The following is an 18,997-nucleotide window of genomic DNA, read 5'->3' on the forward strand; positions in this document are numbered from 1 at the left end:
CGATTATGCGTCCAGGCTATCCAGGGCCTTCTGGAAACGGTTGGCGTGTGAACGCTCAGCCTTGCCCAGGGTTTCAAACCAGTCGGCAATTTCGTCAAAGCCTTCTTCACGAGCGGCCTTGGCCATACCCGGGTACATATCGGTGTACTCATGGGTTTCACCGGCAACGGATGCCTTCAGGTTGTCACCGGTTGGACCGATAGGCAGGCCAGTGGCCGGATCGCCAACGGCTTCCAGGTATTCAAGATGGCCGTGGGCATGACCGGTCTCGCCTTCCGCCGTGGAGCGAAATACCGCGGCAACATCGTTGTAGCCTTCAACGTCGGCCTTGGCTGCGAAGTACAGGTAACGACGGTTGGCCTGTGATTCGCCTGCAAAGGCGTCTTTCAGATTTTGTTCGGTCTTGCTACCTTTCAGATCCATGTTTGCTTTCCTCCGGATTGGGGTTAATTATCGATTTAGACCAAGTCTAATTCTTGGTAAGTATTATGCCCGATGCCCATACATTGTCAATAGTCCGACAGACTACACAGCCTATATCAGCCCAGGGTTTGACGCTAGCCATCGCGCTGGGGTAACGTACGCGCGAAACCAATGAGAATCCTGATTGTGGCCGAAACAAGAAAGAAGACAAGCAAAAAATCCAGCGGTAAAGCCAGTGACTTTGAAGGGGCACTCGATGAGCTTGAGCAACTTGTTGAACGCATGGAAAAGGGCGAAACCCGCCTGGAAGATGCCCTGCAGGATTTTGAGCGCGGTATCGCCCTGACGCGCAGCTGCCAGAAATCCCTGGCCGAGGCAGAGCAAAAAGTGCAGATCCTCCTCGAACAGAATACCGATGCCAGCCCTGAAGACTTTGACCCAGACCACTGAAAACCCCGCCTTGCAGCCATTAATGCAGACCTACCAGGCACGCACCGAGACCGTGCTGGGGCACTGGCTGCCCACCGGCAACACCCACCCCGCCGAGCTGCATGCGGCCATGCGTTATAGCGTGCTCGGCGGTGGCAAACGTGTGCGGGCGGTCCTCGTCTACCTGACCGGCCAGGCACTCGGTATCCCCCTGGAGCAACTCGATGGCCCGGCCAGCACAGTGGAACTCATCCATGCCTACTCACTCATCCACGATGACCTGCCGGCCATGGACGATGACGACCTGCGCCGTGGCAAGCCCACCTGTCACAAGGCCTTTAACGAGGCGATTGCGGTGCTGGCCGGTGACGCCCTGCACTCACTGGCCTTTCATATCCTTGCCCATGACCCGGCCATGCAGTGTGCCGCAGCCTCACGCCTGATGATGGTCGATGTACTCGCACGGGCCATCGGTTCCCGTGGCATGGCCGGTGGCCAGGCCATCGACCTGGCCAGTGAAGGCAAGACCCTGAGTCTGCCGGAACTGGAGAATATGCACATCCACAAGACCGGTGCCCTGATCCGGGCCAGCGTACAACTCGGTTGCCTGAGCGGCGAATACAGCGAGGCACAATATAAGGCCCTCGACCACTATGCCGAATACATCGGCCTGGCCTTCCAGATCCGTGATGATATCCTCGATGTAGAGGCCGATACCGCAACCCTCGGCAAGGCCCAGGGGGCGGACATCGCCCGGGATAAGTCTACCTACCCCTCCCTGCTCGGCATGGCCGAGGCCAAAAAAATGGCCCAACAATGTCACACGGATGCCCTGCAAGCCATTGCAGGCTTTGATGAAAAGGCCGACCCGTTGCGCTGGCTGTCGGCCTATATCATCGAGCGCGGTCACTAAACACGACTTTTTAGTCGTTTTCAGCCTGCCGGCCTTGCATGTTCGCGGCCAAACACCGATCATAACGGGCTCATTTTCGGACCCTCAAGATGGCTGACCTAGAGACCTATCCCCTGCTGGAGAATATTGACGATCCCGCCGACCTGCGCGCGCTGCCCGAGCAGCAGCTGCCCCCCCTGGCCGAGGAGTTACGTCACTTTCTTATCGACACGGTGAGCCGCACGGGTGGCCACCTGGCCGCCAACCTCGGCACGGTCGAGCTCAGCATTGCCCTGCATTATGTATTCGCCACCCCGGAAGATCGCCTGGTCTGGGATGTGGGTCACCAGAGTTATATCCACAAGATCCTCACCGGTCGCCGTCAGGCCATGGGTACGATTCGCCAGCATGGCGGTATCGCGGGCTTTCCAAAACGCAGTGAGAGTGAGTACGACAGCTTTGGTGTGGGTCACTCGAGTACTTCGATCAGCGCCGCACTCGGCATGGCCATCGCCGCCGCCCGCGAGGGCAAGGACCGGCGTGTTGCCGCCATTATCGGTGACGGCGCGATGACCGCTGGCATGGCCTTCGAGGCCCTTAATCATGCCGGTGATCTCGATGCCAACCTGCTGGTCATCCTCAATGACAATGACATGTCGATCTCCAACAATGTCGGTGGTCTGTCGAATTACCTGGCCCGGGTCCTGTCCGGAAAACTTTATTCGAGTATGCGCGAGGGCAGTAAAAAGGTCCTCAGCACCATCCCGCCGGTCTGGGAACTCGCCCGCCGTGCTGAAGAACACATGAAGGGCATGGTGGTGCCCGGTACGCTGTTTGAGGAACTGGGTTTTAACTATATTGGTCCCATCGATGGTCATGACCTGCCGACCCTGATTAAGACCCTGCGCAACCTGCGCCAGCTACCCGGCCCGCAATTCCTGCACATCGTTACGCAAAAGGGCAAGGGTTATGCCCCGGCCGAAGACAACCCCTGCGGCTTCCACGGCGTCTCGACGTTTGACCCGGAGAGTGGTGAAACACTGGCCGCCCCCGGTAGTAAGCCAAGCTATACGCAGGTCTTTGGCGACTGGCTATGTGACATGGCTGCAGCCGATGAACGTCTGTTCGGCATCACCCCGGCCATGAGTGAGGGCTCCGGGCTGGTGCGGTTCTCCGAGGAGTTCCCAGACCGTTATTACGATGTCGGCATTGCCGAGCAACACAGCGTGACGATGGCCGCCGGCCTGGCCTGCGAAGGACTCAAACCGGTCGTGGCGATTTATTCGACCTTCCTGCAACGTGCCTATGACCAGTTGATCCACGATGTCGCCCTGCAGGACTTGCCGGTATTATTTGCGATTGACCGTGCCGGCCTGGTCGGTGCCGATGGCCCCACCCATGCCGGCGCCTTTGACCTGTCCTTCCTGCGCTGTATCCCGAACATGCTCATCATGGCACCGAGTGATGAAAATGAATGCCGACAGATGCTCAGTACCGGCTTTCAGCATAATGGCCCGGCCGCCGTGCGCTACCCACGTGGTAGCGGTCCCGGTGCCACCGTGGTCAAGGACCTGCAAACCCTGCCTATCGGCAAGGGACGGATTCGCCGCGAGGGTAAAGGTGTCGCCTTGCTCGCCTTCGGCAGCGTCGTCACCGAGGGCCTTGTCGCCGCGAAATCACTCAATGCCACCCTGGCCGATATGCGTTTCGTCAAACCGATCGACGATGCCCTTATCGCGCAACTGGCCGCCAATCACGACCTGCTGGTCACGATTGAAGAAAATGCCAGCATGGGTGGCGCCGGCAGTGCCGTGCAGGAATCCCTGGCGGCGCAGGGCATTACCGTGGCCGTGCTGCAACTGGGCCTGCCGGACCGTTTTGTCGACCAGGGCGACACAAATGCCCTGCTCGCCGAGTGTGGGCTCGATTCCAGTGCTATAATCCGCGCCGTGGAAAACCGGCGTGCCGATGTCGATTGCATGAGCCCGTCACTACACGTAAAATAATACCTTAGTACTTTACTAGGATATTTCGGATAGAGAAGTTCATGGCCGCACGCTATACCTTGAAAGTAGTTACCGATTTTGCGTCGGCACACACCCTGCGGGATTACCCGGGTGCCTGCAGCCGTATGCATGGTCATAACTGGAAGGTCGAGGTTGAGGTCCGTGCCAGCCGCCTTGATGATACCGGCATGGCCATCGACTTCAAACACATCAAGCGGGCCGCACGCGAGCTGGGCGATAAACTGGATCACCGTTACCTGAACGAGATCCCGCCGTTTGACAAGATTAATCCGACAGCAGAAAACATCGCTGCCTATCTCTATCGTGGTATAGGCGAACAAATCAATAATGAACACATCCAGGTCTGCGCTGTGACTTTATGGGAAACCGAGCGTGCCTGTGTCAGGTACACAGAGGAATGAACGATATGACAGACGCTACACCGGCCACAGAAATCGCTGACGTACAAAACAGCGCTGACACGCGGCAGATCGCCATCGACAAGGTGGGTATCAAGGACATCCGCCACCCGGTTTTGATTAATGACCGTAGCGGCCAGGAACAGCATGTTGTCGCCAACTTCAATATGTATGTGAACCTGCCTCACAATTTCAAGGGCACCCACATGTCACGCTTTGTTGAGATCCTCAACCTGCATGAGCGTGAACTGACCGTGAAGTCCTTCAAGGAAGTTCTGCACGAAATGATTGAGCGCCTCGATGCCGAGGCCGGCCACATTGAGATGAGCTTCCCGTTCTTCGTCAACAAACAGGCCCCCATCTCCGGCGTAAAGAGTCTGCTCGACTATGACGTCACCTTCATCGGTGAGATCAGCCAAAACACCCCGTCTGTAACCGTTAAGGTCGTCGTGCCGGTGACCAGTCTGTGTCCGTGTTCGAAAAAGATCTCCGACTACGGCGCACACAACCAGCGTTCACATGTCACCGTGACCGTACTGCCTAACTGTTTTGTCTGGATCGAAGACCTGATCGATATCGTTGAGAGTGAGGCTTCATGCCAGCTCTATGGCCTGCTCAAGCGTCCGGATGAAAAGCATGTAACCGAATATGCCTATGACAACCCGAAGTTCGTCGAGGACATGGTCCGTGACGTCGCTGCGCGTCTGAATAGCGATGACAGGATCCTTGCCTACACGGTGGAATCCGAAAACTTCGAGTCAATCCATAACCACTCGGCCTACGCCCTGATCAGCAAGGATAAGCGCGACTAATTGGATTGATGATTTATGAATGATGATCGATGAATGAAAAAATCATCATTTATTATTTGGCAGCCGTTCTCAGCCGCACTGTAGAATCCCTTCGGGCTTCATTCAGCACTACTTCACTCCCGTTTAGGTCGTCCATGGCCTTCACGGCATAAGTACATCCCTGTACAAAATCATCAATATTTTTTCTTCAGTTTCATCGCCTCGTTGCTGTTATTCATCTCGAGTCGGCCCAGAAAGGACATGCCAAGCAACACGCCCGAGCTGCTGACGGCATCGATCACCGTACCCTCAACATTGCGAAGTTCCACGTCACCGACCTGGACCTGATCAAGCCGTACCCGCCAGCCACGTTCGAAACCCGAGGCGGTAGAAATCCCAATCGGCGTACCGTGCAGACGGTAATCAATTCCAAGACGATCGGCCTCTTTACGGTTCATGGCCACCGACGAGGCCCCGGTATCGACGAGAAAGTTGACCGGGAAGCCATTGATACTACCGACGGTGGTAAACATGCCACGCTCATTACGAAAAATTGAAACACTCGGTTGCTTATCACGTTTGAAACGTGTGCTGATATGACTGCCGAGTACATAGGTATTGCGACTCCCCTCAAATTCCAGCACCGCGCCGTTACTGTCAGAGGCGATCAGCAATACCCCTTCTGGGCTGGCCTTGCCGGGTTTGAGGATATGTTGCTTGCCATCAATTTTAACAATGGCCTTGTTGCGAAACAGACCCATGACGATAATATCGATGGCCAGTGCATTTGCACTGAGGCCAAACAACAGCGCAAACACGACAAGTCTGAAACGAGGGGACATTACTGACGGCGAATGTGGTAACGATCGCCGCTGGAGGTGCTCAGGTCCACCCTCACCCGCTGCCGGCTCCAGCCATGCTGCTTGTCATGAGCCTCGACAAAGATGATATCGGTGCCTGGCGGGATATTGATATTACTCAGACTGCGGGTAAAGGGCTGTTCATTGACATGTGGGTGATAGAGGACACGGGTAGCGATGAGTTTGCCCGTGGCATTGACGACTCGCCAGGCATCCGCATAATGTTCCCAGCCGGTATCAGCGTGTTTAAGCGTAACCTCGGCCTGCCATGTCGAGTCATGCTGCTGTAAATAGACATTCTGGATCTCGACCTCACCGGCCCGCACCGCAGCCGTGACCAGCAGAGCCGATATCATTGCCCACATCATCGATCGCTTACACAGCCTCACGCGTTTCCCCTTTTCTGAAATTGTCACCGCACCTGACTACTCAGACCGGTATCAGAGCAGAATGTTCATCCTTGTTACAGACTATAGAGGTAGACGGCCAAATGTAACAGGCCCGCGGCATAGATCGCGGCCAGCAGGTCATCAACCATGATCCCGAAACCGCCTCCAACACCTTGATCCAGCAGGCGAATTGGCCAGGGTTTCCAGATATCAAAGAGGCGAAACAGGACAAAACCAAGCGCCATCCAGATCCAGCCGGCCGGTGCCATGAACATGGTCACCAGGTAACCGACCACCTCGTCCCAGACGATGCCGGGATGATCATGCACCTGCAGACGCCTCGCGGCGTGGCCGCACAGGCCGATGCCGAGAATAAAAAAGGCGACCACCAGGAACAGATACAGCCAGGCGGACAGGGGCTGCATGAAATAATATAACGGCAACCCTACCAGGGTGCCGAAGGTGCCTGGCGCCACGCGTGCGGCCCCGGTGCCAAAGCCGCAGGCCAGCCACATGAGCGGGTCACGCCAAATCGTCACAGGCAAAGGTGTTGCCTTGGTCATGAGAGTCCCTCGGTTTCAATCCCGGAAAAGTGTTCGTAGCCCATGCCTGGCGGCGTATAATATTCACCCCGTGCATCGAGGCAACGCAGACCGGCCTCGACTTCGACCTGGCCGATGCGTGTCACGCTGATATCCAGTCCGCTGAGTCTTTCCTGTAAATCGGCTTGCCGTTCCGCAGGCACGCTAAAACACAGTTCATAATCATCGCCGCCGGCCAAGGGCAGACTCCAGTCGCCGCTGTCGGTGATCGCTTGCACCGCGGCAGACAGCGGCAAGGCCTCCAGTTCAAGTCGTGCCCCGACGCCACTCGCCTCGAGGATATGCCCCAGATCGGCCAACAGACCATCGGAGATATCGATCATGGCACTGGCCACGCCGCGCAATGCCTGCCCCAATGCCACGCGGGGCATGGGACGGTGCAATCGCGGCAGGATTTCAGCGATGCCTGGTACGTTCATATTCCCCAATTCATGTTGCAGGGCCAGCCCCGCATCCCCGAGGCGGCCACTGACATAGATCGCATCTCCGGCCCTGGCCCCGTCACGGCGCAACGCCTGTCCTTCGGGGACAAGGCCATGCAGGGTTATGCTCAGGGTCAGGGGGCCTCGCGTGGTATCCCCTCCCACCAGCGCAACATTGTAGGCATCGGCAAGCCCAAACAGACCCTGGCAGAAACCCGTTAGCCAGTCTTCATCCACCCCAGGCAAGGTCAGGGCCAAGGAGGCCCAGCGAGGTACCGCCCCCATTGCAGCGAGGTCACTCAGGTTCACGGCCAGGAGTTTATAACCGATATCTTCGGCAGTGGCGCTGGCGGGAAAGTGCACGCCAGCGACCATCGTATCCGTGGTCACTACCAGCTCATGCCCGGCGGGGACCCGCAAGACCGCAGCATCATCGCCGATACCGAGCACGACGTCATCGTGCCCGCCATGCTGATGGACATGGTGGGCAAAATAACGATCAATAAGGCTGAATTCTGTGCCAGGCATGTGCCTTCCCTATCAGGGGTTCACTCGTGGCCGGTTTATTTTTTTTTCTTCGCCGCAGCAGCAATCTCGACGCTGCGTAACTTGCGAGCCACTCGGTCAAGAATACCATTCACGTACTTGTGGCCGTGTTCTGCACCAAAGGTTTTGGCCATCTCGACGCCTTCGTTGATCACTGCCTTGTAGGGGACATCAAGACGTAACTCAAGTTCGTAGGTACTCATACGCAGGATAGCGCGCTCCACCGGGTCGACTTCATCAATGGGTCTATCCAGATACTCGATAAGATGGTCATCGAGTTCGTGCAAGTGCAAAGGCACCTCACGCAACAACTCGCGAAAATAGTCGACATCGACATTTGCCATATCGTGTTCGACGAGAAACTGTTCTTCGATAGTGCTCACGTCTGCACCAGTCAGCTGCCACTGGTACAGGGCCTGAACAGCATTACGTCGTGCCTTGCTGCGCGCTTTACTCAAAACAGTCTCCTAATAAAGAGAACCGGCATATCAAGCTTCAAACTCACGTAACAGGTTAACCATTTCAATCGCCGACAGGGCCGCTTCACCACCCTTGTTGCCGGCCTTGGTTCCGGCACGCTCGATGGCCTGTTCAATGCTGTCAACAGTCAGCACGCCAAAGGCTACCGGTAACCCATACTGCATACCAACATTGGCCAGGCCCTTGGAGCATTCACCAGCAACAAAATCAAAATGCGGGGTGGCACCACGGATCACGGCACCGAGTGCAATAATCGCATCATAACGGCCACTGGCGGCCATCTTCTGTGCGGCGAGCGGGATCTCGTGCGCACCAGGCACCCAGACGATCTCCATATCTTTCTCGGCAGCGCCGTGCTGCTTCAGCGCATGGGTAGCACCGCTGACCAGCGCATTGACAATAAAATCGTTAAAACGGCTGGCGAGGATACCGAAGCGGGCACCGCGTACTGATAAATCGCCTTCAATAGTCTTAATCGTGGACATCATTCTTACCCCTGCAAAATATTTTTACTCAAAACTCACGTATTCATTTATCTCAAGACCAAAACCGGACAGGCCGTGCAGCTTAATCCTGGAGCCAAGAAGATTCATCTTGCTCACGCCCAGGTCCCGCAGTATCTGAGCACCAAGGCCATAAGTGCGCAAATCATCACTGTGCGCCAATTCTGGTGATTTTACACCTTTATCCTTGTCCTGATAATTCCTGATTTGCTGCAGGATCGCCTCGTTATCATCGGCGTTACGCAATACCAGGATGACTCCGGCCCCCTCTTCGGCGACACACTGCATGGCACTGTGCAGCGGGTGCGAACAACTCTCGAACTGGCCACCGAGTACATCACACAGGGTATTTTGCATATGCACGCGAACCAGTACCGGTTCCTTCATGTCCGGCTCACCATAGATCATGGCCAGGTGCAGGCGTTGATCATAGGCGTCGAGATAAGAGACCAGCCTGAAGTCCCCGAGCGCACTCGTCAGCGGACATTCCTCCATACGCTCGATAGTCTTTTCATTCTCAATGCGGTAGTGAATCAGGTCGGCGATCGTGCCAATCTTCAGACCGTGCTGTGCGGCAAAGACCTCAAGGTCATCACGGCGTGCCATGCTGCCATCTTCATTCAGTATCTCGACGATAACACTGGCAGCCTCGTAACCGGCCAGACGGGCGAGGTCACAACCGGCCTCGGTATGCCCGGCACGAATCAATACCCCCCCGGCTGGGCCATGAGCGGAAAGATGTGACCCGGCATGACGATATCATCGACACCGGCATCCTTGGCTACTGCGGCCTGTACGGTCACGGCGCGGTCCGCTGCAGATATCCCCGTGGTCACACCCTTGGCTGCCTCGATCGAAACGGTAAAGTTGGTGCCATGCATATCACCGGTGTCGGTGACCATGAGCGGCAGACGCAACTGCTGGCAACGTTCCCGGCTCAAAGTCAGGCAGATCAGGCCACGACCATACTTGGCCATGAAGTTGATATCTTCCGGCTTCACGCATTGCGCGGGGATGATCAGATCACCTTCATTCTCGCGATCTTCATCATCCATGAGGACGACCATCTTGCCCTGGCGCATGTCTTCTACAATGTCTTCAATCTTGCTTAATGGCATAAGTTTTACTTCTTGGTCTTGAAATTGTTCAGGCCTTACCGGCAAAGCCGTGTTCAGCCAAAAAGGCGCGGCTCAGGCCGGCGCCACTCACTCCAGGTTGTGCCGCCTTGTCACCGAGCAACATGCGCTCGAGGTAACGGGCGATTACATCGACTTCAATGTTTACATGCCGTCCGACATGATAGTCATTCATGGTAGTCTCGCTCAGGGTATGTGGCACGATGTTCAGTTCGAACACATTACCGTCTACAGCATTCACGGTCAGGCTCACGCCGTCCACGCAAATCGAGCCTTTCTCGGCGATATAACGTGCCAGTTGATCCGGCACACGCACCTTGAAACGTACCGAACGCGCATCCTGACCACGATCAATAACCTCGGCAATACCATCAACATGGCCACTGACCAGATGCCCTCCCAAGGGGGTCGTCGGGGTCAGGGCCTTTTCAAGATTCACCGCATCACCGGGGGCGAGCTTGCCAATGATGGTTCGCGACAGTGTTTCGCCTGAAACATCGGCACTAAAGCCATCGGCATGTTTTGCGATCACGGTCAGGCAGACACCACTGACAGCAATACTGTCACCCAGTTGCACATCTGTCAGCGGCAGCTTGCCCGTGGCGATACGCAACAGGACATCGCCACCCTTTGTCTGGGTACTGGCGATCTTGCCAACTGATTGAATGATTCCTGTAAACATAATCTCTAACTGCCCTTCTAAACCGGCCTGTAAACCGGTCTTGCCGTGATACGCCAGTCGCGGCCCACGGCACGTATATCCATTATTTCCAGATCAATACGATCTGCCATTGCCTCCAGTCCCGGCAGACAGAATAAACCCCGCGCACCATCGCCCATGAGTATCGGCGCCATGTAGATCACCAATTCATCAACCAGCCCCGCCTGCAACATAGCGCCGGAGAGGGTAGCGCCAGCCTCGAGCATGACTTCATTCCTGCCATCCTCGGCAAGCTGCCTGAGCATTGCCGCTAAATCAATCTTGCCATCCACAGCGGCAATGGCGACCACCTCGGCACCGGCCGCGCGCAATGCCGCAGCCTGTGGTGTCGCCGCATTCAGGGTCAGGATACGTGTTGCCCCTGTCTGACGACTTAATATCTTCGCCTGCGGCGACATCTGAAGCTGTGAGTCCAGCACCACGCGTAACGGTGACTCACCATACTGCCCTTCATCGTCTGGCAGACGTACCGTCATCGACGGGTCATCATGCAAGACAGTACCTATACCCGTAACAATGGCAGAACTACGCGCCCGCAGGCGATGTACATCGTTGCGTGCCGCCTCGGCGGTGATCCACTGGCTCTCGCCCGAGGCCATCGCGGTGCGGCCGTCCAGGCTCATCGCCAGCTTGCAGCGCACATAGGGCCGGCCTGTGTGCATACGCATTAAAAAGCCGGGGTTGATGGCCTCGGCCTGTGCCCGCATCAAACCACTTTCGACTGCGATACCCGCCTGCTGCAGACGCGCCAACCCTTGTCCGACCACGCGTGGATTCGGGTCCTGCATGGCGACGACGACACGGCTCACACCAGCATCAATCAAGGCCTCACTACACGGCGGCGTACGGCCATGGTGTGAACAGGGCTCGAGTGTGACATAGGCCGTGGCGCCCCGCGCCTGCCCGGCCCCGGCATTTTGCAAGGCATGCACCTCGGCGTGCCCTTCACCGGCACGCATGTGCCAGCCCTCGCCGACCACATCATTAGCCTTTACCAGTACACAACCCACACGCGGATTCGGGTCAGTGGTATACAAGCCGCGCTCGGCCAACTGCAAGGCACGCGCCATGTAACGATGGTCGTCAGGACTAAACATCAGTCCCTAGACTTTTTATTTTTATTTCTGCCCGCCGAGGGCAGCAGGGACAACTGCTGGCGTCTGACCTCGGCCGAGGGTTCACGCTCGAGCCGTTCGATCTCCTCACGAAAGGCGTTTACGTCTTCAAAGCTGCGATATACCGAGGCAAAACGCACATAGGCGACGTGGTCCAGCTCTCGCAGCTCATCCATAACGTATTCACCCAACAACATCGATGAGACCTCACGGTCACCGGTAGCACGCAGGCGCTGCTTGATGTGATTCAGCGACGCATCTATTTGCTCAGTGATCACTGGCCGCTTCTCCAGTGCCCGCATCATGCCGGCACTGAGTTTCTCTTCGTCAAACGGTACCCGATTGCCATTACTCTTGATGATACGCGGCATCACCAGTTCGGCGATCTCGTAGGTCGTAAAGCGTTCGGCGCAGGTCAGGCACTCGCGTCGACGACGCACCGCGTCACCCTCATTGGCCAGGCGTGAATCAATGACCTTGGTTTCTTCCGCATCACAAAACGGGCAGCGCATGTCAGGACCTTATTACTCTCATGCTTTCTACCTTGGCTACTGTCACGCTGTGATTACCTGTACCCGTTCAGCTACCGTAAACCGGCAGGCGCTGACAGATATCAAGCACCTGCGCCTTAACACGTTCGATTACAGCCGTATCTTCCAGGTTTTCGAGGATGTCACACATCCAGCCGGCCAGCTGGCTGACATCGGCCTCGGTAAAACCACGCGTGGTGATCGCCGGGGTACCAACGCGAATACCGCTGGTCACAAACGGTGACTGTGGATCATTTGGCACAGAGTTCTTATTGGTGGTGATGTTCGCGGCGCCCAGTGCGGCCTCGGCGGCCTTACCGGTAATGCCTTTATCGATAAAGCTGACCAGGAACAAGTGATTATCCGTCCCCTTTGAGACTACATCAAAACCACGTTCCATGAATACCTCGGCCATGGCGCGGGCGTTATCTACCACCTGCTGCTGGTAATCCTTGAAGTCTGGTTGCAGGGCCTCTAGGAAGGCCACTGCCTTGGCGGCGATGACGTGCATCAGGGGGCCACCCTGGCTTCCCGGGAAGATAGCAGAATTCAGTTTCTTTTCGATTTCCGGATTGGCCTTGGCGAGAATGAGGCCGCCACGTGGGCCGCGCAGGGTCTTGTGCGTGGTACTGGTAGTAACGTCAGCGATCTGGGTCGGATTTGGGTAAACACCCGCCGCAATGAGACCCGCAACATGGGCCATATCTACCATCAGGTAGGCGCCGATACTATCGGCAATATCCCGGAAACGTTGCCAGTCAACGATACGGGAATAGGCACTGAAACCGGCAATGATCATCTTCGGCTTGTGTTCCTTGGCCAGTGCCTCGACCTGTGCATAATCAATCTCGCCCGTAGATTCATCAAGACCATACTGCACGGCGTGATAGATCTTGCCAGAGAAGCTGACCTTGGCACCGTGGGTCAGGTGACCACCGTGGGCCAGGCTCATACCGAGCACGGTATCACCCGGCTCGAGCAGAGCCATGTAGACAGCGGCATTGGCCTGTGAACCGGAGTGTGGCTGCACATTGGCATAATCGGCACCGAATAACTGCTTGGCGCGATCGATGGCGAGCTGCTCGGCGACATCGACATACTCACAACCGCCGTAGTAGCGGCGGCCTGGATAGCCCTCGGCATACTTGTTGGTAAGCACCGAACCCTGGGCCTCCATCACTCGCGGACTGGCATGGTTTTCCGAGGCGATCAGCTCAATATGTTCCTCCTGGCGGGTACGCTCGGATTCCATCGCCGACCACAATTCATCGTCAAACCCTGCAATCGTCAAGCTTTTGTCAAACATTCTTCCACCCTCTATTCCACCAGCGAGATTATAACCCACTGTTTAATATAAATAATTTAACTATCTGATAAATGGGCTTCGTGGCCCTGCAAACCCCTAAAAAGGCGCTTAAGGATACCCGATCTGGCCCCCGGTTGCATGGGCTGAAAGCGGGGAGATATCAGTCGCGGGGACCGCAGGGGAGGATAAAACTGAAGGTACTACCCTGGCCGAGTTCGCTCTCGACCCAGATGCAACCGCCATGTAAATCCACAATCTGACGACACAGATGCAGACCCAAACCACTGCCTTCGTAGCGCCGGGTCAGGGAGGCATCGACCTGTACGAAGGGTTTAAAGAGTTTGTCGATATCCTCTGCGGCGATGCCGATGCCGCTATCACTGACACTAAAACGTATAAATACCGACATATACGGTGCCGGCATTTCCGACGCACCACAGTTACTGACAAATTCGTCCATCCCCACCCGCTCAGCCCGGATCGTAATCTGACTGTTCTCGGTGGAGAACTTGATCGCATTAGCCAACAGGTTACTAAGCACCTGCTTTAATTTACGCTCGTCTGCAACAATACTCTTGAGTGACGAGTCTATCTGCGTCAGCAGACTAATGCCGGACTCGCTAGCTTGGCCCTGAAACATGACCAGGGTCGCATCGAGCAATGATTGCACATCAAATGAAGTCGGCTGAATGAGCATCTTCCCGGCCTCGATCTTGCTGAGGTCAAGAATATCATTGATTAACTGCAACAGGTGCCAGGCGCTATCGAGGACATAGCCCAGTTTTTCACGACTTTCACTATTAATGACCTCTTCAGGTTCAATCATCAATAACTCGGTAAAACCGATGATCGAATTCAAAGGGGTGCGCAGTTCGTGTGACATGTTTGCAAGAAATTTGGTTTTCGCCAGATTGGCAGCTTCCGCTACCTGACTGGCACTTACCAATGCCGCTTCAATGCGGCAGCGCTCGGTTATCTCAGATTCCAGCCTGGAGACGACTTCCGTTAACTCCCGGGTACGTTCTGCAACTTTGTCCTCAAGTTGCTCACGATAACGTACCAGTTTTTCATTAGCCTGCTTGCGCTCCGTAATATCCTGACATACCAGCAACACACAAGGCTCAGTGTTAATTTCCAGTAGTTCAATACTACCCAGGGCATAACGGACTTCTTCATTCTTAGTATGAAAGGGGATCTCCAGATCAGTGATACGCCCCTTGCTGCGCAAACCATTAATAATATTTTCCCGCTGTTCCGTATAGATAAACAGGCCAATTTCTACCGCCGAGTGTCCAATCAGTTCCTCTCGGCTATAACCGGTCATGGTAATAAAGCTCTCATTGACATCAACAAATTCACCCTTTGCGAAATCTTCTGTTAAGCGGCTAATACTGATCATTGCCGGGCTGCCATGAAAGGCTTTGCTAAACAATTCTTCCGATTCATGCAAGGCCTGTTCAGTCAATTTACGCGCAGTGATATTTCTTGAAATCCCCTCAACACCTGCCACAGCACCTGAAACAGGGTCATAATAATAATGAGCATTTATTGACACCCAGACAGTGCTGCCATCCTTGCGTCGTAAAGGCGTTTCATAATTAAAAATATTGCCATGACACGCATCGAGTGCCTTTAGAAACTTTTCCCGTCCATCCTCTTCGACGTAAAAGTCAGACAGCCGCTTACCAATAACTTCTTCAGGTCGATAACCCATTAATTGATAGACGGAAGGCGACACATAATCCAGCATGCCATCCCCTCCTACCCGGTAAATGGTATCCTGAATATTGTCGAGGATGCCGCGCAGATATTCTTCAGAGTTCCGTAACTGCGTCTCTACGCTGACACGCTCTATCTCTGCCGCCGCACGCGTAGCGGAATACTGCAGGACATATTCCAGCAAACCGATCTTCGCAAAGGCCTTATCATCCACGGCCACTATCAAACCAATGACCTTGCCCAGGGTATTTCGCAATGGGAAACCCATGTACCCCTGTATAGGCATATCTGCCGGCAGGGAAAACTCCGGATACTGCCCCGCCACATCGTCGAGCAACACGACCTCTCCCTTTACTGTGCGCTCACAGGGCTTGTCAACTAGTGGGTAAGTGAAATTATCCAGAAAAACACCGTCATACCAACTGGACAGGGTATGTACATACTCGCTATCCAAACCAACAAATTCACCGATATGCACATAACGGACACCCAGCACCTGCCCCAGGCATTCACTGAGGGCACAAAAGAAGGCCTCTCCTGTTACCCCATACGTGGCCTGACCAAACATCTCGATCAAATCACGTAGCTGATGGCGTTCGCGACGTAAGGCCGCATCCTTAAGTTCACGTTCGATAGCGGGCATCAGCCGCGCAAGATTATCTTTCATGACATAGTCATGCGCACCCGCCAGCATGGTGGCGACCGCCTTTTCTTCACCGATATTGCCAGAGACAATAATAAAGGGAATATCTTCCCCATGTTCACGGGCAAGCTTGAGTGCATCCAGACCGCTGAAACACGGCATGGTATAGTCGGAAATAATCAGATCCCACTGTTCCGAGGAAAGCGCCGCAAGCATCGTCTCACCGGTTTCAACACGGTGCGCCAGCACTTCCAGCCCCCCCTTTCGCAAGTGCCTGAGCAATAGCTCGGCATCCTGTTCAGAGTCTTCAACAAGTAACAAGCGTAAGGGCGTCGCCAAAAACTTCCCCTGTTATCAACAGCACCTTATATCGGCTGTATTTATCTTCTTATTCAGAACTGTGTCGGACTCTGGTTCAATACCAGCCAGTACATACCCAGTTGTTCTACCGCAGAAATAAACTGCACAAAGTCAACGGGCTTCCGGACATAGCTGTTCGCACCGAGATTATAACTGTCGACGATATCTTTTTCTTCATTCGATGAAGTCAATACCACCACCGGAAGGGCGCTGGTACGCTCATTGGCCCTCATCTCCTTAAGCACCTCAAGGCCATCCACCTTGGGTAATTTCAAGTCCAGCAATACTACCTGAGGCAGGTCATTATCCGTATTCCCGGCGTACTTACCTCTGCAAAACAGATAATCAAGGGCCTCGACGCCATCCCGGGCCACCACAACATCGTTGGCAATATTATGATGTTTCAGGGCACGAATAGTTAGTGCCTCATCATCAGGATTATCCTCAACCAAGAGGATTTTGGTATTCTTTATCATTCATAATCTCCAAGTGTGAAATACACCGTTGCACCCTGGTCAATTTTTCCTTCCGCCCATACATCTCCGCCATGACGGTGCACAATACGTTGCACGGTAGCCAGGCCAACACCTGAGCCCTCATACTCCTGCATGGAATGCAGGCGCTGAAATGGCTCAAAAAGTTTATGCGCATAGGCCTCATCAAAACCCGCGCCATTATCCCTGACATAAAATACCTGCATGCCATCCTGCTCCTGTTTACCAACCTCAACAACCGCCGCAGGCTTGTTGGCAGTAAATTTCCAGGCATTACCCATAAGATTCTCCAGCACCGCGAGCAACAAACGCTCATCACCACGAACATACAAGTCCTCGCCCAGGTGGAATTGCACCTCGCGTTCAGGATAGCGTTCCCGCAACTGGGCATCTACATTGGTGGCAAGCAACGCCAGGTCAACCTGTGCCCGGGTCATCTCTGCACGCACAACCCTCGAGAGCTTGAGCAGGTCATCAATTAATTCTCCCATGCGTTGGGTAGAAGAGCGTACACGACCAAGGTAGTCTTTGGCGGTCCCCTCCAACTGGTCATCATAATCGTCCAGTAATGCCTGACTAAAGCCATCAATACTCCGTAGTGGCGCACGCAAGTCATGTGATACCGAGTAACAAAATGATTCCAGTTCACGATTAACGGCCTTGAGATTATGCGTACGTTCTTCAACCATATCTTCCAGGTGTTCCTGGTAAACATACAATTTCTGTTCTGCCTCTTTACGCTCGGTAATATCCATAATAATGGCAACGAATACCGGTGGGTCTTCCGCACGAGACAATTGCAAATGCACGTCTACCGGGTAGGTCGTACCATCCTTGCGCTGATGCACGGTCTCAAAATTCAGTTCCTCGCATTCATGCCGCAGCAGGGGGCCGACATGCTCGCTGAATTCTTCCTTATCAAAATCCGGCTTGATGTCGTAGACAGTTTTCTGCCGCAGCTCATCGCGGCTATAACCAAGGTTTTCCTGCGCACCTCTATTAACACGCAGAAAATGGAAATCCTCGCTATCAAAAATAAATATCTCGTTTAATGAATCATCGAGAACACGTCCCAGTCTGGCATTGATTTCTTCCGTATGTTTACGTTCAGTGATATCTGTCTGAATGCCGATATACTGATAGGGAGTACCTGCTTCATCAATAAACGGAACGATCGTGGTATCAACCCAGTAGTATTCACCGGTCTTGCGTTTATCCTTTAACTCACCGTACCAGACGCGCCCACTTTGAATGGTCCTCCAGAGATCACTGTAAAGCGATCCCGAGTGTGTGTCAGAGCTGAGCTTGCTATAGCTATTACCCAGTAACTCTTCACGGGTATAACCCGAAATTTCACAAAACCTGTCATTCACATAGGTCAGCTTGCCCTGCTTGTCACTAATACCTACAATCGCATGCGCATCGAGTGCAAATTTGAAGTCATTCAGGGCCTTGTTGATATCATAAAGCCTGCGCGCAGCAAAATTCAGGGCATGCTCAAGTTGCTCGATTTCGTAAGCATTTTTCTCCACCGGCATCATCTTGCCCTGCATCTTATATAACTCGCGGGCAAATTCAGTGGCCTGGTTAATTGACCGCATGGGGCGTCTCAGTAATAGCACCAGTATGGCAATACTGAAGAAAATAGAGATAACTGCAGTAATGATGCCATTTCGCCAGATACTCGTCTGTACGGCATCAATGGTGGCGAGGCTGTAATCCAGCTTTAACCAACCGAGTGTAGCGTTTTCTATTGGCGCCCAGACCACTAGCGCACCGTCCTCAAGGATTGACTGTGTTGCCACCGTCTCGGGCAGGGACAGGGTAGTTTGCTCATACACAGCCTGCGGAATCCCCTGCTGGTTTCTTATTACGTTACCAAAGACCACACCCTCTCTGTCACTCACCTTGATCGCCAGTACTTCACGGTAACTGGCCGACTGAACAAGCAGTTGTTCCAGTGCAGCATAATCCTCAGAGACAATATCGTTTCCAGATGCCGAGGCGATATTTGTTGCCAACGTCTGCGCCTGATCCTGGATCGCACCAAAGGCAAAGTCTGACTGATCATGTACGGTTTTCCAGGCGAACAGGAAGATCGTCATTGCCAGTGCAATACTACCGAGCAGGGTCAATTGTACATAAAGCCGCCGGAAGAACGGCGGCTTACGGCGGCTTACAACTTTCTCTATCTCCGGGTTACGGGTCATG

General features: G+C 54.3%; 19 protein-coding genes and 1 pseudogene. 5 read left to right on the forward strand and 15 right to left on the reverse strand.

Features of this window, described 5'->3' with window-relative positions; genetic code table 11:
- Positions 1-3: 3 nt before the first annotated feature.
- Positions 4-423 (reverse strand): rubrerythrin family protein, encoded by a 420-nt coding sequence (locus EL386_RS10870; RefSeq protein WP_126456140.1) that lies wholly within the window; start codon positions 421-423, stop codon positions 4-6.
- A 186-nt stretch (positions 424-609) separates the two neighbouring features.
- Here EL386_RS10870 and xseB point away from each other — a divergent pair, with 186 nt between their 5' ends.
- The 5 genes from xseB to folE2 all read left to right on the forward strand — a co-directional run bounded on the left by xseB (position 610) and on the right by folE2 (position 4,981).
- Positions 610-873, forward strand: coding sequence for an exodeoxyribonuclease VII small subunit (xseB, locus tag EL386_RS10875; protein WP_232020194.1), 264 nt, complete (start codon positions 610-612; stop codon positions 871-873).
- Positions 839-1,765 (forward strand): (2E,6E)-farnesyl diphosphate synthase, encoded by a 927-nt coding sequence (ispA, locus tag EL386_RS10880; RefSeq protein WP_232020195.1) that lies wholly within the window; start codon positions 839-841, stop codon positions 1,763-1,765. Before xseB ends, ispA begins: the two co-directional genes overlap by 35 nt.
- 89 nt (positions 1,766-1,854) lie before the next feature.
- Positions 1,855-3,750, forward strand: a complete 1,896-nt coding sequence (gene dxs, locus EL386_RS10885; RefSeq protein WP_126456144.1) for a 1-deoxy-D-xylulose-5-phosphate synthase — start codon at positions 1,855-1,857, stop codon at positions 3,748-3,750.
- 41 nt (positions 3,751-3,791) lie between these two features.
- Positions 3,792-4,172 (forward strand): 6-carboxytetrahydropterin synthase QueD, encoded by a 381-nt coding sequence (gene queD, locus EL386_RS10890; protein ID WP_126456146.1) that lies wholly within the window; start codon positions 3,792-3,794, stop codon positions 4,170-4,172.
- Between the two features lie 5 nt (positions 4,173-4,177).
- Positions 4,178-4,981 (forward strand): GTP cyclohydrolase FolE2, encoded by an 804-nt coding sequence (gene folE2, locus EL386_RS10895; protein ID WP_197722067.1) that lies wholly within the window; start codon positions 4,178-4,180, stop codon positions 4,979-4,981.
- Positions 4,982-5,154: 173 nt separating this feature from the next.
- Here the strand turns inward: folE2 and EL386_RS10900 are convergent, their stop codons facing one another.
- The 14 genes and pseudogenes from EL386_RS10900 to EL386_RS10965 form a co-directional block, all read right to left on the reverse strand.
- Positions 5,155-5,802: a retropepsin-like aspartic protease family protein gene (locus EL386_RS10900; protein WP_126456150.1), complete on the reverse strand. Its 648-nt coding sequence runs from the start codon at positions 5,800-5,802 to the stop codon at positions 5,155-5,157.
- A complete protein-coding gene (locus EL386_RS10905) occupies positions 5,802-6,176 on the reverse strand; it encodes a hypothetical protein (protein WP_197722068.1) in 375 nt (124 codons plus the stop codon). The genes EL386_RS10900 and EL386_RS10905 overlap by 1 nt, the downstream gene beginning before the upstream one ends.
- Before the next feature lie 107 nt (positions 6,177-6,283).
- Positions 6,284-6,772, reverse strand: a complete 489-nt coding sequence (locus EL386_RS10910) for a phosphatidylglycerophosphatase A family protein (RefSeq protein ID WP_126456152.1) — start codon at positions 6,770-6,772, stop codon at positions 6,284-6,286.
- Positions 6,769-7,761, reverse strand: coding sequence for a thiamine-phosphate kinase (gene thiL / locus EL386_RS10915; RefSeq protein ID WP_126456154.1), 993 nt, complete (start codon positions 7,759-7,761; stop codon positions 6,769-6,771). The genes EL386_RS10910 and thiL overlap by 4 nt, the downstream gene beginning before the upstream one ends.
- Before the next feature lie 35 nt (positions 7,762-7,796).
- Complete coding sequence (nusB, locus tag EL386_RS10920) at positions 7,797-8,237, reverse strand: transcription antitermination factor NusB (protein ID WP_126456156.1); 441 nt, start codon at positions 8,235-8,237, stop codon at positions 7,797-7,799.
- Between the two features lie 30 nt (positions 8,238-8,267).
- A complete protein-coding gene (ribH, locus tag EL386_RS10925; protein WP_197722070.1) occupies positions 8,268-8,747 on the reverse strand; it encodes a 6,7-dimethyl-8-ribityllumazine synthase in 480 nt (159 codons plus the stop codon).
- Positions 8,748-8,768: 21 nt separating this feature from the next.
- A pseudogene (gene ribBA, locus EL386_RS10930) lies at positions 8,769-9,880 on the reverse strand (bifunctional 3,4-dihydroxy-2-butanone-4-phosphate synthase/GTP cyclohydrolase II).
- A 28-nt stretch (positions 9,881-9,908) separates the two neighbouring features.
- Positions 9,909-10,580 carry a riboflavin synthase gene (locus EL386_RS10935; RefSeq protein ID WP_126456158.1) on the reverse strand — a complete coding sequence of 224 codons (672 nt, stop codon included), beginning with the start codon at positions 10,578-10,580 and terminating at the stop codon, positions 9,909-9,911.
- A gap of 17 nt (positions 10,581-10,597) precedes the next feature.
- Entirely contained in the window at positions 10,598-11,716 is a 1,119-nt protein-coding gene (gene ribD, locus EL386_RS10940; RefSeq protein ID WP_126456160.1) for a bifunctional diaminohydroxyphosphoribosylaminopyrimidine deaminase/5-amino-6-(5-phosphoribosylamino)uracil reductase RibD, read from the reverse strand.
- Positions 11,716-12,246 carry a transcriptional regulator NrdR gene (gene nrdR, locus EL386_RS10945; protein ID WP_126456162.1) on the reverse strand — a complete coding sequence of 177 codons (531 nt, stop codon included), beginning with the start codon at positions 12,244-12,246 and terminating at the stop codon, positions 11,716-11,718. Before nrdR ends, ribD begins: the two co-directional genes overlap by 1 nt.
- 67 nt (positions 12,247-12,313) lie before the next feature.
- Positions 12,314-13,570, reverse strand: coding sequence for a serine hydroxymethyltransferase (gene glyA / locus EL386_RS10950; protein WP_126456164.1), 1,257 nt, complete (start codon positions 13,568-13,570; stop codon positions 12,314-12,316).
- Between the two features lie 160 nt (positions 13,571-13,730).
- The gene (locus EL386_RS10955; protein ID WP_126456167.1) at positions 13,731-16,271 is read right to left on the reverse strand and encodes a PAS domain S-box protein; all 2,541 of its coding nucleotides are present in this window, start codon (positions 16,269-16,271) and stop codon (positions 13,731-13,733) included.
- 53 nt (positions 16,272-16,324) lie between these two features.
- Entirely contained in the window at positions 16,325-16,768 is a 444-nt protein-coding gene (locus EL386_RS10960) for a response regulator (RefSeq protein ID WP_126456168.1), read from the reverse strand.
- Complete coding sequence (locus EL386_RS10965; protein ID WP_126456170.1) at positions 16,765-18,996, reverse strand: sensor histidine kinase; 2,232 nt, start codon at positions 18,994-18,996, stop codon at positions 16,765-16,767. The genes EL386_RS10960 and EL386_RS10965 overlap by 4 nt, the downstream gene beginning before the upstream one ends.
- Position 18,997: the final 1 nt, after the last annotated feature.

The sequence above is a fragment of the Sulfuriflexus mobilis genome, from assembly GCF_003967195.1.
Classification (GTDB): domain Bacteria; phylum Pseudomonadota; class Gammaproteobacteria; order AKS1; family AKS1; genus Sulfuriflexus; species Sulfuriflexus mobilis.